Origin of the sequence: Granulicella tundricola MP5ACTX9 (assembly GCF_000178975.2) — a bacterium.
In the GTDB taxonomy this organism is placed as follows: domain Bacteria; phylum Acidobacteriota; class Terriglobia; order Terriglobales; family Acidobacteriaceae; genus Edaphobacter; species Edaphobacter tundricola.
Genome location: NC_015064.1, coordinates 942332 through 965345, shown reverse-complemented (window position 1 = coordinate 965345; position 23014 = coordinate 942332). Strand labels below are relative to the sequence as shown.

Annotated in this window: 20 protein-coding genes and 1 pseudogene; 7 read left to right on the top strand and 14 right to left on the bottom strand. The window is 59.9% G+C overall.

Annotation, left to right across the window (positions count from 1 at the left end):
* The first annotated feature begins 250 nt into the window (after positions 1-250).
* Positions 251-2017 carry an asparagine synthase-related protein gene (locus ACIX9_RS04030; RefSeq protein ID WP_198152155.1) on the top strand — a complete coding sequence of 589 codons (1767 nt, stop codon included), beginning with the start codon at positions 251-253 and terminating at the stop codon, positions 2015-2017.
* Between the two features lie 58 nt (positions 2018-2075).
* On the opposite strand, the gene ACIX9_RS25610 is transcribed toward ACIX9_RS04030, so the two are convergent.
* The 4 genes from ACIX9_RS25610 to ACIX9_RS25605 form a co-directional block, all read right to left on the bottom strand.
* Positions 2076-2225, bottom strand: coding sequence for a hypothetical protein (locus ACIX9_RS25610; protein WP_013579198.1), 150 nt, complete (start codon positions 2223-2225; stop codon positions 2076-2078).
* 82 nt (positions 2226-2307) lie between these two features.
* The gene (locus tag ACIX9_RS04025) at positions 2308-3210 is read right to left on the bottom strand and encodes a hypothetical protein (protein WP_013579197.1); all 903 of its coding nucleotides are present in this window, start codon (positions 3208-3210) and stop codon (positions 2308-2310) included.
* A 3-nt stretch (positions 3211-3213) separates the two neighbouring features.
* A complete protein-coding gene (locus ACIX9_RS04020; protein WP_013579196.1) occupies positions 3214-4458 on the bottom strand; it encodes a 2OG-Fe(II) oxygenase family protein in 1245 nt (414 codons plus the stop codon).
* A gap of 82 nt (positions 4459-4540) precedes the next feature.
* A complete protein-coding gene (locus ACIX9_RS25605; protein WP_157477282.1) occupies positions 4541-4783 on the bottom strand; it encodes a hypothetical protein in 243 nt (80 codons plus the stop codon).
* Positions 4784-4843: 60 nt separating this feature from the next.
* Here ACIX9_RS25605 and ACIX9_RS25600 point away from each other — a divergent pair, with 60 nt between their 5' ends.
* Positions 4844-5401: a hypothetical protein gene (locus tag ACIX9_RS25600; protein WP_157477280.1), complete on the top strand. Its 558-nt coding sequence runs from the start codon at positions 4844-4846 to the stop codon at positions 5399-5401.
* Between the two features lie 76 nt (positions 5402-5477).
* Positions 5478-5690, top strand: coding sequence for a PqqD family protein (locus tag ACIX9_RS04010; protein WP_049789209.1), 213 nt, complete (start codon positions 5478-5480; stop codon positions 5688-5690).
* Positions 5691-5699: 9 nt separating this feature from the next.
* Here ACIX9_RS04010 and ACIX9_RS04005 read toward each other — a convergent pair whose 3' ends face one another.
* From ACIX9_RS04005 to ACIX9_RS03995, 3 genes are all read right to left on the bottom strand, one after another.
* Positions 5700-6707, bottom strand: a complete 1008-nt coding sequence (locus tag ACIX9_RS04005; RefSeq protein WP_013579193.1) for a hypothetical protein — start codon at positions 6705-6707, stop codon at positions 5700-5702.
* Positions 6708-6785: 78 nt separating this feature from the next.
* Positions 6786-7298: an adenylyl-sulfate kinase gene (gene cysC / locus ACIX9_RS04000; protein WP_013579192.1), complete on the bottom strand. Its 513-nt coding sequence runs from the start codon at positions 7296-7298 to the stop codon at positions 6786-6788.
* A gap of 123 nt (positions 7299-7421) precedes the next feature.
* A complete protein-coding gene (locus ACIX9_RS03995; protein ID WP_013579191.1) occupies positions 7422-8624 on the bottom strand; it encodes a nucleotidyltransferase domain-containing protein in 1203 nt (400 codons plus the stop codon).
* Positions 8625-8799: 175 nt separating this feature from the next.
* Here ACIX9_RS03995 and ACIX9_RS03990 point away from each other — a divergent pair, with 175 nt between their 5' ends.
* Complete coding sequence (locus tag ACIX9_RS03990) at positions 8800-9240, top strand: lasso peptide biosynthesis B2 protein (RefSeq protein WP_198152154.1); 441 nt, start codon at positions 8800-8802, stop codon at positions 9238-9240.
* Positions 9241-9253: 13 nt separating this feature from the next.
* Here ACIX9_RS03990 and ACIX9_RS03985 read toward each other — a convergent pair whose 3' ends face one another.
* Positions 9254-10936, bottom strand: a complete 1683-nt coding sequence (locus ACIX9_RS03985) for an ABC transporter ATP-binding protein (RefSeq protein WP_049789207.1) — start codon at positions 10934-10936, stop codon at positions 9254-9256.
* A 95-nt stretch (positions 10937-11031) separates the two neighbouring features.
* Positions 11032-11562 carry a CpsD/CapB family tyrosine-protein kinase gene (locus tag ACIX9_RS23495; RefSeq protein ID WP_198152153.1) on the bottom strand — a complete coding sequence of 177 codons (531 nt, stop codon included), beginning with the start codon at positions 11560-11562 and terminating at the stop codon, positions 11032-11034.
* Between the two features lie 27 nt (positions 11563-11589).
* Between ACIX9_RS23495 and ACIX9_RS27290 the strand changes: the two genes are divergently transcribed.
* The gene (locus ACIX9_RS27290) at positions 11590-11724 is read left to right on the top strand and encodes a hypothetical protein (protein ID WP_269744688.1); all 135 of its coding nucleotides are present in this window, start codon (positions 11590-11592) and stop codon (positions 11722-11724) included.
* Between the two features lie 167 nt (positions 11725-11891).
* Here ACIX9_RS27290 and ACIX9_RS03975 read toward each other — a convergent pair whose 3' ends face one another.
* The 3 genes and pseudogenes from ACIX9_RS03975 to ACIX9_RS27630 all read right to left on the bottom strand — a co-directional run.
* Positions 11892-13184 carry a GumC domain-containing protein gene (locus ACIX9_RS03975; protein WP_013579187.1) on the bottom strand — a complete coding sequence of 431 codons (1293 nt, stop codon included), beginning with the start codon at positions 13182-13184 and terminating at the stop codon, positions 11892-11894.
* Positions 13185-13503: 319 nt separating this feature from the next.
* A complete protein-coding gene (locus ACIX9_RS27285) occupies positions 13504-14217 on the bottom strand; it encodes a hypothetical protein (RefSeq protein WP_013579186.1) in 714 nt (237 codons plus the stop codon).
* Between the two features lie 322 nt (positions 14218-14539).
* Positions 14540-14830, bottom strand: a pseudogene (locus ACIX9_RS27630) (transposase); the annotation flags it as partial.
* Positions 14831-15163: 333 nt separating this feature from the next.
* Between ACIX9_RS27630 and ACIX9_RS03955 the strand changes: the two are divergent.
* Entirely contained in the window at positions 15164-16123 is a 960-nt protein-coding gene (locus ACIX9_RS03955) for an IS5 family transposase (RefSeq protein ID WP_041597230.1), read from the top strand.
* Positions 16124-16443: 320 nt separating this feature from the next.
* On the opposite strand, the gene ACIX9_RS03950 is transcribed toward ACIX9_RS03955, so the two are convergent.
* Positions 16444-18423, bottom strand: a complete 1980-nt coding sequence (locus ACIX9_RS03950) for an ATP-dependent nuclease (protein WP_013579185.1) — start codon at positions 18421-18423, stop codon at positions 16444-16446.
* Positions 18424-18502: 79 nt separating this feature from the next.
* Positions 18503-21952 (bottom strand): vitamin B12-dependent ribonucleotide reductase, encoded by a 3450-nt coding sequence (locus tag ACIX9_RS03945; RefSeq protein ID WP_013579184.1) that lies wholly within the window; start codon positions 21950-21952, stop codon positions 18503-18505.
* Between the two features lie 532 nt (positions 21953-22484).
* On the opposite strand from ACIX9_RS03945, the gene ACIX9_RS03940 reads away from it, so the two are divergent.
* Positions 22485-22952: a MarR family winged helix-turn-helix transcriptional regulator gene (locus ACIX9_RS03940; protein ID WP_013579183.1), complete on the top strand. Its 468-nt coding sequence runs from the start codon at positions 22485-22487 to the stop codon at positions 22950-22952.
* Positions 22953-23014: the final 62 nt, after the last annotated feature.

Below are 23014 nucleotides of genomic sequence, written 5' to 3'. Positions count from 1 at the left end.
GACTTGTGGACTTCGACAGGCCTCAAATCTGCTATTCAAGCTTCTCCGCCCCTGCTATGGTTTCGTTATCCGCGTCTCCGTTTCCTTCCGCTGAATCGATCGATGTCCCTGCTGTTTCAGGGACTCTGGCTGGGATCCAGACATAACCTCATCCATAAAGGCTTTTCATGTACGTACCGAGATCCGTTCGCGTCGCGCGTGCCTTCCTGCTCGATGACATGGACGTCGCGCCGAGTCAGACACGCGTTATTTGGCAGGCTACGTGAGAGCCGGCTTGTATGCATTGGTGTCGCTCGACGAGGCCCCGCTGCAGCAAGTTGAGCTCGACGTGCTTGGCTTGAGCGCAGCGATGTCCGGTCCTCATGCTTTTGCGAGCGGTGTCGCGGTCGCAGCCGTGGACCCAGATGCGAATGCGCTGGGGCTGCTGAAGACGTCTGCCGGGATCACTGCTTTTGCAGGCTTTCTGGATGAGCCGGAGGAGCTTGCCGCAACGCTGGGGCTTGCTGCCGAAACGCCAGCGGTTGCCCTTGCCCTTCATGCTCTTCGCCGCTTTGGGGATGAGGCTCCCATGCGTCTTGTGGGCGAGTGGTCTCTGTTTCATTTTGACCTTCAGGGCCGCGTGCTTACCCTGCTCAGTTCGCTTGCGTATCGCGATCCGATGCACTACGCGATCTATGGTCAGACGGTTGCGATCAGCCCGGATATGCTGACGCTTTGCAGGCTTCCGGGGGTGGGGCGCAGGATCGATCCGGAAGGGTTCGCGCTGAGTGTCAGCCGTGCGAGGCTCAGAGCCTTCATGGGTTCGAGGACGCCGTGGCGTGGGGTGATTCGCGTTGCTCAGGGGACTCGCGAAATCTTTTCCGCGGGCAACCGCAGGTCGATTCCGCCTGCCGCTGAGCCACCGGTCACCCTGTTCCGCGGCAGCTTTGAGGATGCGGTCGAGGCCTCCAATGATGTGTGCAAACGCATTCTTCAGCAGCAGCTTCGCCGTTGCGGCCGCTCTGCCATCCTGCTCAGCGGTGGCCTGGACTCCACGTTGCTGAACTGCGTTGGGGCGGGGGTCCGGAGCGCGGATGCCGAGATGTTTGCGCTCACCTCGGTCGCGCCGGCCGGAAGCGAGATTCCCGATGAACGGGATGTGAGCTCCAGGACGAGCGCGTTCCTGGGGATCGAACACCGCTTTGTCTCACCCGCTCCATGGGTCAGCGCCTATATTCCCTCTGCGACCACTGTGAATTTCATGCAGGAGCCGATGGTGGGTCTGCGGCATTATCTTTACGAAGCTCTGAATGCAGAGGTGGTGCAATCGGGGGGGCGGGCCCTGCTCGACGGCTTCAATGGGGAGATGTCCCTTACCCGCAAGCCCGCTCGGCACTCGCAGGCGGGGTGGTGGAAGCGTTGGTACCGGGAGCTGCGGGATTGGAACGCTTTGCGGACACAGCAGAGAGTGAGCGCTGGCGATGCGTTTCATGTTCGGCTTTCAGCGCAGTTGCTGCACTCGCTTCCGAGGGAATGGGGGGATTTGCTTGATGCGAGGCCGCTGGCGGCTCCGGCTCCGGCTCGCGGCAGGCCATTCGGCTTCAACCCGAGCCTTGGAAAGATGGCGATGCTGGAAACCGCGACTGCAGAGGGGATTCGGCATGTGCTTCCGTACCGGGACATGCGTCTTTTGAGGCTGGCTGCGAGCTTTCCCGGTGAGTTCTACGAACGGCCCGGCGACACCAGGCCTCTCGCACGTGCGATGCTGCGCGGGAGAGCGCCGGAGGCGGTTCGGCTGAATACGGTGGCACGACCGTTTTCTCCGGACTACGAGCTGCGCATCGTCTCACAGGCTGGTGACGCCCTGGCACATGTGCCGGGTTATCGAATGGCCGGAGTTGGTGAGTGGCTTGACCTGAACTGGCTGGACGAGGCATTGCGCAAGATCCGCGACCATGGGCTGGTGGGCGAACATAAAGAAGCGCAGCTCGCCTGCGGGGCAGCTGAGTTCCTTTTCCTTCTCAACTCCGGGTCTTGAAGGGGAGGCTGTTTTCCAGTGCGGGCGGCGATGAAAGCAACCCGGGGTGAAAGCGATCCTAGGAGCGGGTGCAATCCGCAAAACGCTTCTGGCCGTCTCCGCCGAAGCCCTCATTGGAGGCTGTCTCCCGGACATCGAGCTGACGGATCTCTGGTTCGACCCATGGCATACGCTTCTTCTGTTCGACAGACATATCGGGCTTGTTCATGAGGCCTTCTTTCGGAGAGATGGGATGGGGGGAGGGGGCCTGAAGTGTTCAGTGTTGTTGCTTAATATAGCTCACGCAGGACTTAAGTCAGCTTATTTTCAGCGACTTCGGCGATCATTTCGAACTGGCGCGCATTCCTTGCCTCCTGCCGCTGCATGGTCGAGACCGGCACGATCCGCGCCAGGGATTTGATCTGGGCCTGGCGGAGGAAGAGACCGGGGATCTGTGCGTAGGCTCGGGGACGATAGAGGTGGGCTTCCAGGATTTGGGACGCCTCCTGCTCCTGCGTTGACTGGGTCTGAAGGATCTCGTCATCCAGCACGATGACTTGTCCCAACGGGACAGCCTGCGTAGCGGGTATTCGGGGAGGGACCACGAGTTTCTTCCCGTCCACCGAGCCTGGAGCCTCCGTGCAGAGGACGCGGTCTCCGAGCATCTGCGCGATGTCCGGGAAGAGCCGCATGGCTCGTCTGCCGGCGTAAAGGAGCGGCGGCTGGTTCGCTTTGCGGGGATGGAGGATGGAGAGATCATCCGAAATGAGGCGAGCTCCGCGAGCGATCAGCGCGGCGGCGAGGGTCGATTTGCCGGCGCCGGAGTGGCCACAGATCAGGATGGCGTGGCCGTTCCATTCGACTGCGGAGCCGTGCATGGCGATGGCTCCGCGCCAGGTCATGAAGAGACCGGAGACGGAGCCGAAGAACTCGACCGGCATGACTCCGGACCAGTTGAGCCCAAGATAGATCTCCGCGCGCTTTCCGCCGTAGGTGTCAATGGTGGCGATGCCTTCCACGATAAAGCGGGAGCCGCCAGGAAGGTTGCGCAGACGGGAGGCGGAGGGTGAATCGCCGCGATCGGGAGGTGGACCGTGGCTTTGGCTCACCAGAATGTCAGGTTCGGCCTCACCTGGGTCTGACTCAAAGGACGGAAGCGGGATGTCGCTTTGCCAGGTGCAGCCGAAGGCCATGGCGCGATACGGGGGAGTCACGGCTTAGAGCTCCCGTGAGGGGATGATGTCGAACGCATAGCAGATGCGTCTTCCGCTGCCGTGATGCGGATAGGTTCTATGGAAGATGTGGGAGGGGAAGAGCATCATCAGACCGGAGTGCGGACGGACTAACGTTTCTCCGAAGGCCGCTGCTGCGTCCGCTCCAACGACGGCATCCGGGAGGCCGAACGCGATGCAACCTCCGTTGCCGGATCCCTGGGCGATGTGATCCTGAACGTGGATGTAGTACACGCCGCTCATCCAGCCGTTCTGGTGTACATGCCAGGTCTCGTATCCGTCGCCTTCCACGATGACCGTCCAGTTGCGAAGGACGGCGCTCTGCGGCATGGCTTGCAGCCAGGGATGGCCGGTGTCAGGGAGAGTGCGGGCGTATCGCTCCGTCTCCCGCTGGATGAGCTTCTGCAGTTGCTGAAAGCATTTCGTACGCTGCAACGCGGGTTCATCCAGACGCCAGGTCTGGGCAGAGGCCACGCCATAACGATTGAAGCGCGCGTCAGGATGATTGAGCGCTTCGGCTGTCAGAGCGTCGTTGAATTGTTTCAGGCTGTCCCATCCCGGCGGGGGTTCGGGATCGAAGCTCGCGGCGAACTGGTGTGATCCTTCGGCTGCGCGGGCTTCGTCGATCCGGCCGAGGAGGGCAAGCGCCAAGGGGGCTGAACCTAGGACGCGCGAATGGCACACGCCGGCGGCAATTGTGTCCTGGGCGAAGACAAGAGCCTCTTCCCTGCTGCGCTGCAGCTTCAACTGGAAGAGACGCTTGTAGGCGTCCTTCTCCGAAGGCTGCAGATTCAAGGCCTGTTGAAGAAGTTCTTCCGCTCTCTGCAGATCACCGAGACGGGTCACGACCTTGGCGAGCTCCGTGACGGTGAGGGCGCGCTCCTTCTGGTCCTGGCTCAGTTGCACGGCGTGTTCCGCGATGACGAGCGCGCGCTCATCGTCCAGGTGCGTCTCCCTGGCGAGCAGAGCGGACGAGAGCAGGTTCAGGGTGCGGGAGCTGAGGTCTTTTCGCTCCTCGAGGAGAGCGATGACTTCGTCGAATCGATCTGCGGCGAGGAGCTGCGCTGCAAGACGGTGGCGCAGCTCGTGAGACTCCGGCGCCCGGGTGTAAGCGGTGAGCGCGAGGGACAGCTCCTCCTTGGATGTCAACATCTTCAGCATGGGGATTTCAAGCGAGAGACGGGTCTCTGGCTCAATCCCGGGGGCTGCGATGGAAGGCTGAGTCGACATGCTCCAGAGTTTACCGCACGCGCTGCCCGGAATCAGGCGTCGAAAGTGGACCGATGTTAGGGGGAGGGACGATGGGTTCGGGCTAAACTACCTCATGCTTTCGCCGGTGTTCGAAGACGTCCGAGGTTTTGGACTTTGCATACGCACCCAGATACGGATACCGGGAGCTATGCCTGGCGATGAGGCGGGCGGCCATGCTGATCTCTGGATCGTGAGAGAGGATGCGGAGGGCGTCGGGGTGCATGCTGAGGTTGGCCGATACCTCGTGTCGGACGACGGCATAGTGATCGATGTTCCGGGCATCGTCCTCTTTTCTTATCGTCATGGCACAGCGAGCCTTGGGGTTCAGGTTCATCCGGGCGCTGAGCCGGAGTTGGTTGAAACAATGCTCGTTTCCACGGCTTTGCCAGCCGTGCTTTGGATGCGCGGGCGTGTGGTGCTTCACGCTGCCGTGGCTGTCCTGCCGGGGATGCGCGAGGCGATTGCGTTTGCAGGGCCTTCAGGGTGCGGCAAGTCCAGTTTGCTTCAGCAGCTTGTGAGGCAAGGTGCACGGATTGTTGCGGAGGACGCGTGCGTCTTGAGTCCGGGAGAGCTTATGGCTTGCGGGCTGCCGGGACTTATCCTGATGCGCGCGGCTTCATCCGACGAGCTGGACCGGCGGATCGAGGTTCCTGTGGCCTTGGAGCAACAGCTCGGTTCCGCAAGGCTGGGCGCTCTGGTCGTGCTGACCGACAGAGGCGAGCCCGTCCGGAGACTGCGCGGGGCCGCGGCCCTGGAGGCGCTGCTGAAGAACCTGCACCGTCCCAGCGTGCCGCGGCTGCTTGGACAGATGCCTGGGCTGCTCCCGCAGTTTGCGTTGCTGCTGCGGCAGCTTCCGGTATACTCCGTCCATCGATCGATTGGTGTTGAGGAGCTGAAGGGCCTGAGCAGGATCGTCGATTGAACGATCGTCAGGAGCGCATGTGCCGACAGTTTGGGAACGTAGAGATTGCGTCAGCGCTCAAGTGGAGGACTCCCTTGTGATCCTTGACCTGGAGACCCTTGTGTATCACTCGCTCAACTCCACGGCGTCCGCGCTCTGGGAGCTGCTTGCCGAGCCGAAGCCAGAGGCAGCTTTGGTGGAAGCGTTGTGCGAGCAGTATGAGGTCTCGCCTGAGCATTGCTCGGTGTCCGTTCGCGGTCTGCTCGCGCAGCTTGAGGCGTCAAAGCTCGTCAGCGAAAAGACGATCTAGCGAGCTTGGTCAAGAGATCGACGGCGCATTCGTCTTCGATCCCCAAGGCTGCGTGGCCAGGTACGGGGAAAGGCCCGCATCCTGTCCGTCCAGGCGACGCACCTCCGTTGGAGCTGCGGGCACGTCCAGCACCGCTGCTACCTTAAATTCGCGATCCATGAAGGTGATGGTGCCGGAGTTGGTCATGCGCCCTTCCCGCTCAACCAGGCGCGACGCTCCCACAACGATCGAGTCCTTCCCGACCGACAGCCCGCGGGTCATGTGAGGACTTACGTGGACGTGGATGCGGTCATCCGGGCTTAGGAGAGTGCCTTCCAAGGAACCGCAGGTGAGTACCGTTCCGTCTTCCAGAAGCGCGAGTCCATGGCAGCCCGAGCCACGGAGCGGCCATCGTTCCAACTCTCGCCACTGCTTGTCGAAGACCGCAATCTCACTGTTCCGGCCCAGATGCTTGCCTCCGTTGTGCAACAGGAGCAGGGTGCGGTCGCCCACTGCGAGGAGCGAGTTTGCATGGACGTAGCTTGGGTCATCGTCTTTCCAGCCGCGTGTGGGTTTGCGATCTAGGGGATGGATCTCCTCCGGGGTCCATTGCTCGCCTTCGGTAGCAAAACTGAGGATTCGCTGGTTGTAGGTGTCGAGCACCTGTAACTTTCCGTCGATGAAGTCGATCTGGTGGCAGCCGTTGTCCAGGCCTTTGGCGAGGATCTTTACGTCAACGATCCGGTCATGCGCGAGCGTAAGCGCCGCGAGCCTGCCCATTGCCAGCGGGCTGCGCGGCAGGTCGCATGATTCAAACAGATAAATTGTCTGATTCGTGATCGTGATCCCGAAGAAGAGCCCATGCGCGATCAGACGGCATTCCTGATGATTGACAGCCCAAAGGCCCTGACGCGAGGACACCAGGTGCGTCAACCCGCTAAGGTCTCGCTCAACGATACGCACGGTATCGGTCTTGTAGGCGTCATGGGCGAGCCCCAGCTTGATCCGCCGGCTATCGAAGGGGCTTTGGCTCTCCATGCTTTCATTCTCCGGTTCTTGCCGACGTTGGGCAACAGGCCGATCAGGTGCGCTTGCGGGCTCGATCACGGCATTCGATCAGGCGAGGAAGGGCCTGACGGTCTTGAGAATGTCGGCGACGCTTTCTTCGATGGTCTGCTGCGCGGTATGACAATGAACCTCCGGGTTCAGGGGTGGCTCGTAAGGCGCGTCCAGGCCGCTGAGGTTGTGCACCTCGCCCGCGCGAAAACGGCGGTAAAGTCCGATGGGATCGCGCTCCTCGCAGATTGCGAGCGGGGCATCGACGAAGACCTCTACGAAGGCCGATGGGGCTGTCTTGCGAATCTCGTCGCGTCCGGCCCGGTATGGCGACATGGCGGCGACCAGGACGATGACCCCGTGTGCGCGGAGCAGGCCGCCGACGTAACCGAGACGACGCACATTTTCCTCGCGATCGGATTTGGAGAAGCCAAGACCGGAGGAGAGTTGGGCGCGCACTTCGTCGGCATCAAGCAACTCAACACGGCAGCCTGCCGCTGCGAGGGTTTCAAAGACCTGGCGGGCAAGCGTGCTTTTGCCGGAGCCGCTGAGGCCGGTGAGCCAGATCAGCAATCCTGGATGGACAGCGGTCGGCGTGAGGGTGTTGGCGGCTGGCTTCGTTATGATCGCGTCCTCATTGACCTTACGAGTTGACAGTCTGGTTCACGGATTAAGGGCTCTGTTATGGATTAGAGTTTACGCGTCGTGCGCCGGTGGCGATGGACCAGATGGCGCACGGGCAACGCGGGGTGGGATGACGAGGCCGAGTAATGGGGTAAGCCACAGAAGCGCATCCGGCAGATTCACGATGGACCAGATTCTTGGCCGCCACAGGTAACGCCGTATGACCTCCCGCATCGAACGCAATCCTGGCGTGAGCTGAAGCTCAATGCGCATTGCGGCGAAGAGGCCAGGATTGTGCCTTCTTGGAGTGAATGCCGATCTTTCCAGATTGCGGATCACCTTCGATCGCATGGCCTGGTGGAAGGAATCACCAGGGCTCAGCAGAAGCGGATGCTGCACGCGTGCTCCCATAAACTCCGCAGCCAGATGGATGGCGGAACTGACCTGCGGCAGGAGACCAAGTGTCGCGGTACGAATGAGCGCCTGCGTCAGTTCCTCAGGCGACAGGACATGCAGAAGGGCCGCGATGTCAGCTAGCCCCTTGAAGTAGACCCAGGCGTCAGCGCTTCCGTGGGCGGCGCAATAGACGAACTGATCCAGCCTGGACAGTGTTCTAAAACTTGCGTTGATGGACTGCCCTGGGTTAATGGGAGCGGTCATACCGAGGCGGTTGGCCTTATGCAGACGATTGTTGAAGAGCCGCCAATGCAGGTCGACCATGCGCCCGCTCTGGACGTGACAGAGGCTCAGATCCTTCTGATAACGGATGTAGAGGCGAAGGCGTCGCGGGCTGGCTGCGCATGCAGGATCGACGAGTTCATAGCCGAGCTCTCGCATTCGCAGCAACTGCCCGGGCAGGTCTCTTTCCTCTGTCAGGAGATCCAGATCACCGGAGTGCCGCAGGTAGGGGTCGCCATAGATGGTCTGCGAAAGGGTGATGCCTTTGAGGCAGATCAGCGTGAAACCGGACGCAGCGAAGTGATTGACGATGCGCTGGGTTTCAAGGGTAATTTTTACGGCGCGCATGGCGCTCGCCTGCTGTGAGGATTGCAGTTCACGGAAGACGAAGTCCGGCACTGCGGACAGGGCGGCTGACTGCAGTCCGCAAAGGGCTAATGGGCTAAGGCGATGAGAATGAGCGGCTGCGAGAAATGCACGCCAATCGATGTCATTTGCAGCGATCCGGCGCAGCCGTTCCGCGTCCGCTGAAGTCAGAGGAACGCGAACCGCGAGCAGAAGCAGACGAAAATGAGGAGGAAAGTTATCGAAGGACATGGTGGTGACCGGTCTGGATCGATCATTGGCAGACCGGCAAAGGTCTTCTTGATGAGCAAGGATACTGTAGTTTCGCGGCGAGTAGAACGCTCTCCGAAGGCCGAAATTCAATCCCGGTGAGGAATTTGTCCGTCGCGCTTAATGGAATAGGATGAGGGTGATGCGGAGGGAGACGATGCCTCAAAGACGCCGAATCGGCAGGATGTGGCATCCGGCCCGCGCAGAGGCGGTCGCAACCGTTCGGCTGATCGAAGCGTGGCTTGCCTTGATCCTTGCGCGGATGGGTATCGTCTTTCTGCCCTATATTGCTGACTGGGCGTTTCGTGCCGATCCTGGGCAGGACGCGGTCAAGGGCAGCCATCCCATTCCACCCTATGTCTTTCGACGAGTCCGGGTAGCCGTGGACCGTGCCGGACGTGGTTTGCCGTGGGAGAGTAAGTGTCTTGCCAAAGCATTCGCAGCCAAGATGATGCTCTCAAGGCAGGGATTGCACTCGACGATCCATTTGGGAGCAGGTCAACGCGGCGGCCAGCTTCATGCGCACGCGTGGCTGATTGCCGACGGGACGATTGTCGTCGGTGAGAGTGGCATGGATACTGTTACCCCGCTGATCTGAAGATCCCGGGGGATCAGACCGCGGGGTCGTGCGCTCCAGGCTGACTTTGGAAGAGCCGGAAGTAGTGGCCACGCAAGGCCATCAAGGTGAGATGATCGCCCCTCTCCACGATGCGGCCTGAGTCCAAAACGAGGATCTGATCGGCACGCCTGATCGTAGAGAGCCGATGCGCGATCACGATTGCAGTACGGCGGGGGATGAGGTGGCCGAGAGTCTCCCTGAAGTAGTGTTCGCTTTCCTCATCAAGAGAGCTGGTTGGTTCATCGAGCAGAAGAAGGCGGGGATCACGCAGAAGCGCGCGGGCCATGCAGATACGTTGGCGCTCTCCGCCCGAGAGACGAACTCCTCGCTCACCCACGAGGGTCTCGTAACGGTCAGGCAGGCGGTCTACGAATCTGTCGAGGCGAACGAGTTCGTAGCACTCCATTAGCTCTGCTTCCGTTGCAGACGGGCGTGCGATAAGTACGTTTTCCCGGATGCTGCCGCTGAAGAGGAACGGGTCCTGAAAGACGACGCCCAGTTGATCGCGGAAGTCTCCCAGAGAACGAGAGGCTAGATTGACATCGTCGATCAGTACGGAGCCTGAGGTGGGCCGGTAGAAAGCGCACAACAGGGCGCAGAGTGTGGATTTGCCCGAACCGCTCGACCCAACGAGGGCGGTCAGCGTGCCTGGCGTTGCGGTGAAGGAGATATCGTGCAAGACGGTTTGAGCTGGGGTGTAGGCGAAGCTTACTCCGTGGACGCGGACAACGCCTGTCACCGGGGGCACCTCTGGGTGTCGCTTACCCGCATCCTCAGGAGACTCGCGGAGAATGGAGGCGATGCGGTCGAGCGAGGCAAGACTGGAAGCGAACTGCATGCGCAGCCCTCCTACCTGCCGCGCGGCTTGCGTTGCACAGGCGAGGAAGGCGCAGTAGGTTACCAGGCGGCCTACGGTCAGAGCGCCCGCAAGAACCTGCAACGTACCTGCATACAAGAGGAGCAAGCCGATCAGGCTAAAGGCCAGGGATGCCCCCGCCGTGGAACGCGCCTGATGCATCTGTACCTGAACAGTCGCATCCTCCAGAACCTGGCTTTGACTGGCGAAGACGATCGCTTCACGCGGCTCAGCGGCATAAGCCTTGACCACTCGGACACCGGCGATCGACTCACTCAGCCTGCCGGCCATGATGCTTTGCAGGTGCGCGATCTCTGCGTAACGCGCACGTACGTCTCCGGCAGCCCAGCGCATGACTCCCGCCAGGACTGCGAGTAAGACTACGAGCGGCAGGGTGAGCTTTACGCTGAGGAAGATCATGCCGCCGAAGGCAAGACCTCCAGTAACAATCGCTGCAACCGATTCGAGCGCGACGGGACCGATGAAGTCGCGCAACTTCTCCGAGTCCTTCATGACCCTCGCAGCGAGGACTCCGCTGAGCTGATGATCGAAGAAGGAGGTGGGGAGATCCATTATGTGAGCCTGCACCCTGGTCCGCATGGACGCGATCGCATTCTGGCAACTGTATCCAAGGAGCAGATCCAGCATGAGGCCGGTGAGCGTCTGAAGAGCGGTCGCGCCAGCAACGGCTGCGAGGATGGAAGGCATGGCGGATGACTGGTGCTTAACAAGGACGCGATCGACCATGAGACCGAGCGAGCCGGGAAGGACAAGGAAGGCCGCTCGATTGACTCCGATCAACATGAGCCCGGTCAGCATTCGCAAGGGTTGCGATCTGAGACTCTCCCAAAGCAAACTCATGCCTGGGTCTCTCTTCGCGGTACCCGCCCTGGCAGGGATGCCACGCCGCGCGTTCACTCTGAAACACCAAGAGCGCCGTTGACGATGAAGCCAGAGGTAAGAAGGTCCGGAGTCGAAATCTTGCGGAGGAGCCTGGCGGTTGGTTGCCGCTGAACGATACCGTATTTTGCTATAACGAAAACGACGTTCGACAGTGATGCGAGGTAGAAGGCGTCGGGGAATCTGCCGGCGGGGGGAGAATCGATCAGCACATAGTCATATCGGTCGGTCGCACTTTGAAGTAAACCGCGCAGATCGCTGGAGAGCAGGAGTGCGAATGGATCAGGCGGCACCGGGCCTGCCGACAAGATGTGCAAGGACGGCAGATCCGCTACAGTCTGGACCGCCTGTTGCAGGGTCGCGTGTTGCTCGAGGACATGGGTCAAGCCGACTCTGGCATTTATGCCAAATGCTTCGTGCATGGAGGGGTGATGCAGGTTGCCATCGATGACGAGCACCTTGCTCCCGGCACGTGCGAGCGCCGCCGCAAAGGCAGCCACGATTGTCGAGCTTCCCTCGCGAGGCAAGGTCGAAGTAAACATCATGCAGGGCGTGGAGAACTCTGCAGGGAGGTGCGTGATGAACTCGTGAAGAGCACTCAGGTCCTCCTCAAACCCGCGGCGAGAGGCCACGCCATCCTTCAATTGCAGTGGCCCGGCGTTCTGCGTGAGCACGGCAAAGGCGGGTCTCCCCGCGGCCTGCTGTAGGTCATCCACCGTCCAGAAGACAGAGCTTCTGAGGAGGCTTACACTGACGACACCCAAGGCGCACAGAAAGCTGACTCCGAAGCCGTTGGCTACACGGTGCAGGATGTGCTTTGAGACCGCGCTGTAAGGCGTTGACGCGGGGCTGACCTCCTCCAGGACGGTCTCATTCAGAGGCGTCTCAACCCGGGCGGATTGCAGCCTGGCTCCAGAGTCTGAAGGACGCTCTCTTCGACCGCGATGTTTTGATACAGGAGGTTATTCCTGCGCTGACGATCGATGATCTCGGCCAGGAGCGTCTGCTCCTTCTGAGTGCCTTGTAGCAGACGTGTCACCTTTCCGGACGCAATGAGAACCTTCACCTTCGCGAGTTCGAGTTGGCGCGTACGCAGAGCACGAATTTCGGCTTGAAGCTGCTCGATCTCCGCCGCCTCCGCCGCCATCTCTGGATGGTGCTGGGAGAGTGTGGCGGCGAGTGAGTCGTAACGGCTCATCGCCGCGGTTATCGCCCTGGAGAGATCGTTCGCTCCATCATCAAAGACGTTGCGGTTCTGCTCGTTGGCTTTGGCGAGCATCCCGGCCTGGAGGCTGGTCAGTTGTTTCTCTCGTTGGGAGCGATGAAGCTCGGTGGTGAAGGCGCTGAGGATGGCGGCCTGGGATTCGTATTCTGAATTGCGTGGGGCGGGGGGTGGGGTGGTCTCGGATGAGGTAGCGGTCCGGGCTCCTTTGCGGGCGGCTCTGGCGGCCAGGAAGGGGTCAAGGGGAGGGGGCGCGGCCGGAGGCGGGAGGGTTGGGGTCAGGAGGCCCTCGGCCAGGGAGTGCTCCTTGAGGCGGAAGGCCTGGACCTCGTCCTGGAGGGCTTTGACCGGGGTGCGGAAGAAGGCCTCGGCGCGCCCGGTTCGGCGCTTTGCCTTATCCAGGTTGACCAGCATCATGGCACGCACGACGGTGTTTGGGATCTCGCCGGCGAGTTGCGGATCAGGGCTGGTGAAGCTGATCCTGAGCATGGCCGTGTGGGGGATTCGTTCGGCGCGAAGGCCGGCGCGTAGGGTGGCGCGCAGGTGGGCGTCCGGGTCCGTGGAGGATTGCCTTCTTGCCTTGTGCCCCCCTTCCTTCCGGGAGAGCTTCTGGCGATCCTCCTGGGAGAGGGTGTCCACTGCCGTCTGGAGGCCGGGCTCGCTCAGCATGATGGCGATCTCGTCTCCGTAGGCCTGGTTCTTCAGCCTCATCCCGCCCTTGAGGGGGTTCATCTCCAAGCGGACGATTGCGGTTCCGAGGTAGACCGAGGGGTCCTGTGCGGCGATACCCCAGGCTGCCAGGCCGCCCAGGATGGGGAAGATGACTAAGACCGCCTGGTTGAAGTAGCGCCTGAGGGCTGCGGCGCGTTCGAGGCGCTCGCTGGGAAGCAGAGGGCGGGAGGGCTCCCGACGCCACGAGATCAACTTGGCGATGTAGTTCGTCAACCGTGGCCTTTAGGTGCGATGAGAGTTGGGGCTAGTATCGCATGGCCCGGGGTATCCCCCTCCCCCCTCTAAGTACGCAAAGTCTTCAAACGACTGGACTTAGGTCTGGACTTCCTGTTGCGTATCGTTGACAGGATTTGTGAGCCGCGACAGTGGGTCGTCCAGGCTTTTTCTCTTCTTCTATTCTATCAAGCGGCCGGGGGTAAATACCCCAACTATTTTTCTCCGCTAAGTGGCTTGTATTGTGTTGTTTACGCGATTTTCGGCAACGCAGGGGGCTTGACAAGCGAATTTGCTGGTGTTTTTGAAGATTTTATTTTCAACTGGTGGGATCATTGGGGTTAGCGCTGATTTCAGGGCGGTAGCGGACTACGAAGCTCGTGCTGGAGAGGATGTCTTTGGAGGCGAAGTCCCGCCATTCGCCGCTGTCAGGCTCCTTATACCGGTCGAGTTGGGCGTAGCTGTCGAGGCGGTAGACGACGAAGACGCGATCGGGGCTGGCGCCGACGAGGGTGCGGAAGACCTCAAAGGCGGGGACGGCGGCTTTGCGGGCGGCGGGGAGCTGGTTGGAGCGGACGAGGGCGAGGAAGGCGTCGAGGGTGCCGGGGCGGAGGTGGTACTCGAGGAAGAGGTTGAGGGGGCGCTGGTTGTTGGGGGCGTGGGTGAAGGAGAGCTCGGGCTCGAGGGCGATGACGGACTGGTGGGTCTGGGCGGCGGGGGAGCCGGTCTGGGCGTGGTCCTCTTCTACGGTGAGGCCGCTGGCGGCGTACTGGCCGGAGTCGAAGTGGGCAAAGTTGGCGATGGGGAGCAGGGTGAGGTAGCGGTTGGTATCGCCAAAGAGGGCGGTGGAAAAGACGAGGCAGGCGGGAGTGCCGGCTTTGAGGGCGGCGAGGCAGTACTGGTGCTGGGACGGCTCGAACTGGCCTGCGGTGCCGGCGACGATGGTGGTGTCTTCGAGCAGGAAGGTGGTGGGGCGGGCCTGGGGGAAGGCGGCGGTGGTGAGGAGGAGGGTGAGGAGGATTTGGGGGCGCATGGGTAAAGGTGAGACGAGTTGGAGGCGGAGTTGTTACGCGCGTCCCCTCAGGAGCGGGCGGGGAGAGGAAATGCCAGGACGGAAAAGCTGGCCTTCGGCAGAGCGGGGGCGCCTTTGGCTCGACTGTTTTTATGGCACGCCTGAAGGCGTGCCGTTCCGTGGGTTTGTACCCTCTCAGAGGGTTTGAGGCGGTTTGGGCGGTGGGTTGTAGGCGGAGGAGTAGGGGTAGAGTTCGGGGGATGGGACCAGGTGGGCGGTGATTGGGGTTCTGGTGGATGTATGCTCGGCGGGTGTTGAAGTGGTCGGCGTTGGGGATGAGGTGGTCGGTGAAGCCGCGTTGCCAGATGGGGAGTTTGGAGGCGTGGCGGTGGGAGAAGCCGCCTTTGATCAAATTCATGATTTCGGAGAGGGTTGGGCCGTTGGTGGTGAGGAGTAGATGGACGTGGTCGGGCATGACGACGAAGGCGTGGAGTTTGTATTTGGATTCGGCGCGGTAGTGCTGGAGGGTTTCGAGGAAGAGTTCGGCGTTGGCGGGGCGGTGGAAGAGGCGGCGGCGGTTGAGAGTGTTGGTTGTGACGAAGAAGGTGCCTTCGGAGGCGGTTCGGGCGGGGATGGACGTGCGGGGAGTTTATTGTGCGGGGAGTCGGTTTTGGAGGGAAAGGCGGGAGGGTTGGAGGCGGTTTCCGGGAATGGGAGTTTGGGGCGGGGTGAGGGAGGGCGGGGAAGCTCGCCTTCGGCATGGCTGGTTCACTTGACGGGGTACGCCCCGGTAAACGCTTCGGTATATAAAGAGATCATGGGTTTAGGCGATTTCTTCAGATCGATGGGCAGCATTCCTACTAAGGCTGGCACTAGCAAGCCGCGTACAACTATGCCTAAGGAAACTCTGCACAAGTTCTGCGTCCGCGGCCTGATGGATTAATCTGATGGTTAGGGGTGGATGGCGATGAAGCAGCAGACGTTTGCGTCCCAGTCGATCTTTGAGAAGTATGGGCGGAAGTCTCGGCGGGAGCTGTTTTTGGATGAGATGGAAGTGGTTGTTCCGTGGCCCGAGTTACAGGCTCTGGTCGAACCGCACTACCCGAAGGCCGGCAACGGCCGTCGTCCTGTCGGGCTTGCGATCATGCTTCGGACGTACTTTATGCAACAGTGGTTCAACTTGTCCGACCCCGGCGTCGAAGAGGCGTTTTATGAGTCCTTCACGCTGCGGCGGTTCGCTGGTGTTGACCTGGGCGTGGCTCCGGCACCGGATGAAACGACAGTGCTGCGCTTCCGCCACCTGCTCGAAAAGCATGACCTTGGCGGTGCCATGCTCGACGCGGTGAACCTGCATCTGGCGGCCAGGGGCATCCGCATCGAGACCGGCACGATCGTGGATGCGACCATTATTCATGCGCCTTCTTCGACCAAGAACGAGAAGAAAGAGCGTGATCCGGCGATGCGTCAGACTCGTAAGGGCAAGCAGTGGTACTTCGGACTGAAGGCGCACATCGGCGTTGATGCAAAAGAAGGTCACGTGCACTCAGTGGCAACGTCGGCGGCCAACGTCTCCGACGTACACATGCTGCCGGATCTGCTACATGGGGAGGAGCGAAAGGTGTGGGGCGACGGCGGCTATCAAGGCCAGACCAAGGCCATCCGGCAGGCCGCGCCCAAGGCCCAGGACATGACCTGCAAGCGAACCAGGTTCAAGAACTATGTCGATGAAGCGGCAAAGAAGAAGAATACGACGAAATCAAAAGTAAGAGCGAAAGTAGAACACGTCTTCCGTATCCTGAAGCGCGTCTTCGGCTTCGACAAGGTACGCTACAGAGGCATCGCCAAGAACCATCACCGGCTATGCGCCAACTTCGCCCTCATCAACCTCTACCTCCACCGCAAGCACCTGGCGGGAACCGCCGCCTAGCGCCGGGAGACGGGCTATGAGTCTTCGACTCCGCACAAACCCCAGCCAGAACAAGCAAAGCACGGCCCAACCGCAGAAAAACTTGGCCGCCGACTCAAGTCACACACCGACATCGTCAAATCGGCCGCCTGCGCAGAGGCTCCCTAAGAAAGCGCCACCAGTGAGTGGGATGAGCGCTGCAGGTATGTCTTCAGAATTGAAAGCCAGAGGAAAAGGAAATATGGCCAAAGGGATCAGCAAAACACAGCAGAAAGGCTATTGGCAGGGTAGGACCGACCAACGCAAAATCGATGGAAAATAATGAACGCACATCCCAGCAATTACTTGCTAAAAAGTGCGTTTACAGATTTGAACATTGCTTCAAATGCGCTGAGCACCGCTGATTCGTTCTGGCTATCCGGAACCGTAGTGCAAATTGTCTGCGAGACCAGATAATGATTGAACCCCCCGGAGGGCCTAACTGATTCTTTAGCGGCTATCAGGTAGCGGTTGATTCGGTCGACGATGCGCTCACCAGCAGGAAGCTTGCCTTCAGAAATCTCCTTCTTCAACGAGCCTGAGTAGGTCTTATTAAATGCTGCGAGATACATGCTCACTGGCAACAAGTCTTCAATATCCGTCGGGCTGTTTTCACCTTTGGCCGCTCCGGGACGGTATTCACTAAAAGTTCGGACCTTTTTTTGATCGATTGCCTTAAGCTTTATAATATCCGCCAAGTTTTGGGCGTTGTTTTTCTCGTAGTCGTGAAGTACGACTATCTCCAGTCCGCTTGCTCCTAGAAGAGACACAAAAGTAGCAACTTTGTCCAATCCCCCGGTTGGCACGATTGTAATATCCTCCCGCAGAGAAACACGCTTTGCGGCCTCCAGTAATGCTGAAAAATGTTTGAAGTACAGCAACTCTGATGGCCCTTCCACTAATAGATTGCGTGTGGATATAAATAAATTTTGTGCGATCGTATAACCAAGCGCTGCTTGCAACGGGAATAGGGTTTTAGGGTCTGAGCCGCTGAGATTTGAACTAATTTTCGTTCCACTCCCATCTTGATCTTGTACAACACGAACTTCCAAGAGTTTGTCGCTGTCAACCATGAAAGGAGAGTGTGTTGTATAGATGACTTGATAGTCGCTTGAGAGTTCACGAATATAACCGAGAAAATCTGCTTGCGCCAGTGCATGCAAGCTAAGGCCGGGCTCATCGAGGAGTAAGACGAGATCATTCTTTGCGTTGACCTCCTCCTTGACACTGGCAAACCATATGATGAAGCTGAAGAACCAGATAAAGCCCTTGCTTCGCCTGTCGAACGGCATCGACATGCGATGCCTTCGGCTTGCAATTCGAATGTACAAATTATTGCCGCTATTGAAAGGGGCTAAATCATTGGCATCGCTCTTGATGTCAAAAAGAACATCTAGTTCGGTATTCTGCTTCCAATATTTGAATACGCGATCGGTAATATCATTCGAAAATGACTCCAGTTTCGCCTTAATCGTCTCGTAGTTAGTTGGACTATTAAGTTCTTCAAGCGATATGCCGGCCATTCTGAGAAGAGCTTGAACGGTTGAGTCTTGATCGGAAAGGGCCTTCTTCTGCGCAATTGCGGCAGCTACTCTCTGCTGAAAACTGGGCAAATTGACTTTTCCGGGCAACAACTTGTAATCATCAAAGTAAACAAACTGGGGCAACCTTGACGCTACATATTGCTTGTAGATGTAATAGCTGAGCAAGCTATCCCAATTATCCGCACCCGGCAAGAACTTAGCTCGGAGAGCATCTATCTGTGCTTTCGCAGCTTCATTCAGGTCAATAGCTTCAAGTTTAGTAAAAAACTGCCGCAACGTTGAGGTCTTTCCAAGCTCGGGGGCCGCGAGCAATTTGAGAGGATCTATTGCGAGTATCTGAGAAATTAGAGGGCTCTCGTTGACGCTAAGCCCTATTGCCTTGCCTCCGCCATACTTAAAATCTACGGAAAAGAAAAAGGGGTCTCCGACAACCGGACCTAAGTCGTTGTTTATAGAAGCTATCTCTCCGGAGCTTGCGCTATAAGTGAGTTGAACCACTACAGGTGGATCTTTCGCTAGCTCACGCTCATACTTTGTTAGATACCGCCGCGGATAATCCTCTATTGGATTAAACGTCTGTTTTGGATTTACTGAATTAGTACGGTCTAGTGCTTGCAAGAATCCCGTCTTTCCGGAATCGTTTTGACCAACTAGAACAGTGACCGTTGGTTCAATCTGAACATCATTGCTGTCCTCAATTGAACGGAAGTTTATTATGCGTGCCTTGATCAGCTTCATCTATTGCTCTCCGGTGTAGAAGACCCTTACAAGGATGAAGCCCCGCTTCGCGCGGGGCTTCTTCTGATACGAACCTCTGTTAGCTGCAGCCGCTGGTGCTTCCGCATTCACCGCAGCGGTAGCATGAGCCGTTGCGGGTCATGATGGCTCCGCAGGTGGCGCAGGATGGTGCGTCGCCCATGTTGACGATGGACCGGAGGGCGGCGGAGGTGTGGTAGATGCCTCGGTCTTCGAGGGTCAAGGGATCAGGGCCCAGGGGTGAGGGACCAGAGAGGCCGCTGCGGGCCTGGAGGTCTGGGGCTATGCCTCCTCGGGGAGCGGTGCGGTCTTCGTACTGATCGTGGTGCATGTGTGCCGATTCAGGCGAAGAGCCAATACCGAGGTTCTGAGCTTCGCTCAGAATGACGGCGCTTTTGTTATCGGGGTTGGGGCCGTTGGTGACGAAGACCTGCTGGGGGGGCGTGGTGACGGTTACGTCTGTCGCTGCCGGGTCTGAGGGGTTGAGGTGGATGGTGTTCGCCGGAGCGCTGACGGTTCCCTGCACCGGAATGCTGGACTGGGGGGCCAGGCCGCTGAAGAGGTCGAGCTGGGTTCCGGAGAGGAAACGGATCTCGATCCAGCGGAACATGTAGTCCATGAGGGACTTGGCGTAGCCGATCTGCTCGTTGCCGGTCCAGCCTGAGGGCTCGAAACGGGTGTGGGCGAACTTCTCGCAGAGGACGCGGAGGGGGACGCCGTGCTGGAGGGCGAGGGAGATGGCGGTGGCGAAGGAGTCCATGAGGCCGGAGACGGTGGAACCCTCTTTGGCCATGCGGATGAAGATCTCGCCGGGCTGGCCGTTGGGGTAGAGGCCTACGGTGATGTAGCCCTCATGACCGCCGAGACCGAACTTGTGGGTGACGGAGGCGCGCTCGGCGGGGAGGCGGTGACGGACGGCGCGGGGTGGCTGCTTGGCGTCCAGCGAGTCCGAGTTCTGGAGGGACTGGGCGAGGTGGGCGGCGAGCTTGGCCTGGAGGGCGGCGACCTGCTGCTGGTTCGCAACAAGCTGGTCCTTGGCTGCGGAGAGGATGGCGAGGTTGTCCTGCGCGGAGATGTGGGCGGCGGAGGCGAGGGCGCTGACGGCTTCGCGCTCGGCTGCGATGGTCTCGTCGATCTCAACCTGGGCGGCTTCTGCTCCGGCTACGGATGCCTTGCGGGCGGTCTCCTTGTCGTCTGCCTTCTGCTTGTCTGTGGAGACGTTGAGGGGCTGTGCTCCCTTGGAGCCGTCGCGGTAGATGGCTACGGCCTTGATGCCCTGACGCCAGCTCTCGAGGTAGGCCTCTGCGATGTCTTCGACGGAGCAATCGGTGGGGAGGTTGACGGTCTTGGAGATGGCACCGGAGAGGAAGGGCTGGGCGGCGGCCATCATCTTGATGTGGCCCATGTAATGGATGCTGCGGGTGCCCTTAGCGGGCTTGAAGCTGCAGTCAAACACTGCCAAGTGTTCAGCCTTGATGGCGGGTGCGCCTTCGATGGTGCCGGTGGCGTCGATGTAGGAGACGATGGCGTGCATGTCCGCGTCCGAGTAACCGAGCTTGGTGAGGGCGGAGGGGACGGTGTTGTTGACGATCTTGATCATGCCGCCGCCGACGAGCTTCTTGTACTTGACGAGGGCGAGATCGGGCTCGATGCCGGTGGTGTCACAGTCCATCATGAAGCCGATGGTGCCGGTGGGTGCGAGGACGGTGACCTGGGAGTTGCGGAAGCCGTAGTGCTCGCCGTGGATGAGTGCGGCGTCCCAGGCGTCTTTGCTGGCCTGGATGAGGGAGTCAAGCTGGGGGACGGAGAAGGGCTCGTTGCTGTGTTTGGACTTGCCGATCTTGTTGACTTCAGCGCGGTGCATGCGGATGACGTCGAGGAAGGGCTCGCGGTTCATGTAGAAGCCGGGGCATGCGCCTCCCTGCTCCGGGGTGGCCTGCTGGCAGAAGGGGGTGGCTGCGAGGAGGGGCGGGCAGGTCTCGGCGATGAGGGCGGACTGGTAGTAGGCGTCGCCGCAGAGGATGGCGGTGAGGGTTCCGGCGAAGTCGCGGCCGGCGTCTGAGTCGTAGGGGAGGCCGAAGGACATGAGGAGCGCGCCGAGATTGGCGTAGCCGAGGCCGAGAGGGCGGTAGTCGTGGGAGTTCTTGGCGATCATCTCCGTGGGGTAGCCGGCGGAGTCGACGATGATCTCCATGGCAGTGGTGACGATGGCGATGGCGCTGCGGTAGGCGGGGATATCGAACTGGCCGCGGGAATCGACGAACTTGATGAGGTTGAAGGAGGCCAGGTTGCAGGCGGAGTCATCGAGGAACATGTACTCGGAGCAGGGGTTCGAGGCGTTGATGCGGGCGGTGTTCTTGCTGGTGTGCCACTTGTTGATGGTGGTGTCGTACTGCATGCCGGGGTCGCCGCAAGCCCAGGTGTTCTCTGCGATCTTGTTCATGATGTCGCGTGCGGGGCCGGTGGTGACGGGGGTACGCTCCTTGACGGTGCGGGTGGAGAACTCTGCGTCGCGCTCGACCGCGGACATGAACTCGTCTGTGACGCGGACGGAGTTGTTGGCGTTCTGGAAGAAGATGCTGGAGTAGGCTTCGCTGTCCGGACCGGAGCCGTCGTAGCCTGCGGCGATGAGGGAGTAGGCCTTGGCCTCTTCCTTGGACTTGCACTCGATGAAGTCAACGATGTCCGGGTGATCTACGTTGAGGACGACCATCTTGGCGGCGCGGCGGGTCTTGCCGCCGGACTTGATGACGCCTGCGAAGGCGTCGAAGCCACGCATGAAGGAGAGCGGGCCGGAGGCGGTGCCGCCGCCGGAGAGGGTTTCCATCGATCCGCGGATGCTGGAGAGGTTGGAGCCTGCGCCGCTGCCCCACTTGAAGAGCATGCCTTCGGTCTTGGCGAGGGTGAGGATGGAATCGAGCGAGTCCTGGACGGAGTTGATGAAGCAGGCGGAGCACTGGGGCTTGGTGTAGCCGGTGGTGGAGAAGCTGACCTGGCGCTTGTCAGCGTCCCAGTGCCAGTTCTGGGCGTCGGAGTTGGGCTCCAGGCGGTCGCAGCCTACGTTGAACCAGACGGGAGAGTTGAAGGCGACCTTCTGGTTGAGGAGCAGGTGTGCGAGCTCGGCGTAGAAGATGTCGGCGGCCTTCTGGTCTGCGAAGTAGCCGGCGGACATGCCCCAGTCGCGGATGGACTCTGCGACGCGGGTGATGAGGGCGCGGACGCCCGACTCACGCTCCGGGGTGCCGATGAGGCCGTGGAGGTATTTGGAGGCGACGATGTTGGTGGCGGTCATGGACCAGTCGACGGGGGACTCTACGTTCTTCTGCTCGAAGATGAGCTTGCCCTTCCAGTCCTGAATGATGGCGTCGCGGAGCTCCCAGGTGATCTGGTCGTAGGGGCTGACGCCCTCGGTGGTGAAGTAGCGGTCGAAGGTGAGACCCGGCGCGGGCTTGGCTGCGGCGGACTGGTTCTTTTTGGAGGCTGCGGGGGAGGCGGTGAGGGTCTCGTTCATCGATGGAACTCCTTGAGGGCGAATCTGGGATCTGGACGGGGCGGCGTTGGCCGGGCCGAGGGTGAAACAGAGCTTTTTGAGCGTACTCAGCTGTACCCCGGGAAGCTCGGGGCGGGCACTGGATGGTTGGCGCTCTTGAATTTTCGCGGGGGTCAATCCCCTGCAATCGCAACGTTAGTAGCCCATATGGGGCATGTCAAGTATAAATCATCTACCTGTTGTGTTGCCGTCCCAGATACCCCATTCACGGTGCTGTAACAGGACTGAAGTGCCAATTTAGGGCTAAACTTCTGTGGAAGTCTCGCCTGAGCCGCTGGTGAAGCGGGTTTTTCAGGGTTGGAACGGCATAAATCTCAGGTCTTGTTCGACCTTATTGAATCGAGGAGTAGGGCACAAGGGCGGGCAGGTGTGGAAGCGGTGGAATACCGGGTACTGTATTGATCGGACGCAATGAGACGGGTGTTTGAGCTTGAAGTTTCGATTGGGCGACAAAAAGTGTAGAAATGATGCGGTGAACTGGTAGGTTATTGCGATGAGCATGTCTTTAGCGGATGAGATTAAACAGGCGAAACCGTTTGCAAGCGCGAAGGAAGAGTTGTGGCTGAACCTTCTGCGGACGACGGGCATTATCAGTCACGAGATGGAGCAGAACCTGCGTCCGCGAGGGCTTTCCCCAACGCAGTACAACGTACTCCGTATTCTGCGGGGGGCGGGGGCGGAGGGGCTGTGCCAGTATGAGATTCGGGACCGGCTGGTGGCGCAGGTTCCGGATGTGCCTCGGATCCTGGAGCGCATGGAGAAGGCTGGGTGGATCAAGCGGAATCGCGGGGAGGCGGATCGGCGGATGGTGATTGCATCCGCGACCGAGGAAGGACTGCGGCTGGTGGGCGACCTGGATCAGCCGATGGTGCAGTGGATGAATGGACTGTTTGGAGAGCTGGAAGAGATGGAGCTGGAGCAGTTGAGTGAGCTGCTGGGGCGGGCTCGGGCTCGGGATTGAAAAGAAGAGCAGCCACGAGCGAAGACAAACGCAGGTTCCCTTCGGGAATGACAAACAAAGAA

Bases quoted from the DNA above. Each gene is read 5' to 3' on its own strand.
- ACIX9_RS25610 (WP_013579198.1), bottom strand. From the start codon at position 2,225: ATGAACAAGCCCGATATGTCTGTCGAACAGAAGAAGCGTATGCCATGG.
- ACIX9_RS04020 (WP_013579196.1), bottom strand. From the start codon at position 4,458: ATGTCGACTCAGCCTTCCATCGCAGCCCCCGGGATTGAGCCAGAGACC.
- ACIX9_RS25605 (WP_157477282.1), bottom strand. From the start codon at position 4,783: ATGACGATAAGAAAAGAGGACGATGCCCGGAACATCGATCACTATGCC.
- ACIX9_RS25600 (WP_157477280.1), top strand. From the start codon at position 4,844: ATGCTCGTTTCCACGGCTTTGCCAGCCGTGCTTTGGATGCGCGGGCGT.
- ACIX9_RS04005 (WP_013579193.1), bottom strand. From the start codon at position 6,707: ATGGAGAGCCAAAGCCCCTTCGATAGCCGGCGGATCAAGCTGGGGCTC.
- ACIX9_RS03995 (WP_013579191.1), bottom strand. From the start codon at position 8,624: ATGTCCTTCGATAACTTTCCTCCTCATTTTCGTCTGCTTCTGCTCGCG.
- ACIX9_RS03990 (WP_198152154.1), top strand. From the start codon at position 8,800: ATGCCTCAAAGACGCCGAATCGGCAGGATGTGGCATCCGGCCCGCGCA.
- ACIX9_RS03985 (WP_049789207.1), bottom strand. From the start codon at position 10,936: ATGCTGACCGGGCTCATGTTGATCGGAGTCAATCGAGCGGCCTTCCTT.
- ACIX9_RS23495 (WP_198152153.1), bottom strand. From the start codon at position 11,562: ATGATGTTTACTTCGACCTTGCCTCGCGAGGGAAGCTCGACAATCGTG.
- ACIX9_RS27285 (WP_013579186.1), bottom strand. From the start codon at position 14,217: ATGCGCCCCCAAATCCTCCTCACCCTCCTCCTCACCACCGCCGCCTTC.
- ACIX9_RS03955 (WP_041597230.1), top strand. From the start codon at position 15,164: ATGAAGCAGCAGACGTTTGCGTCCCAGTCGATCTTTGAGAAGTATGGG.
- ACIX9_RS03950 (WP_013579185.1), bottom strand. From the start codon at position 18,423: ATGAAGCTGATCAAGGCACGCATAATAAACTTCCGTTCAATTGAGGAC.
- ACIX9_RS03945 (WP_013579184.1), bottom strand. From the start codon at position 21,952: ATGAACGAGACCCTCACCGCCTCCCCCGCAGCCTCCAAAAAGAACCAG.
- ACIX9_RS03940 (WP_013579183.1), top strand. From the start codon at position 22,485: ATGAGCATGTCTTTAGCGGATGAGATTAAACAGGCGAAACCGTTTGCA.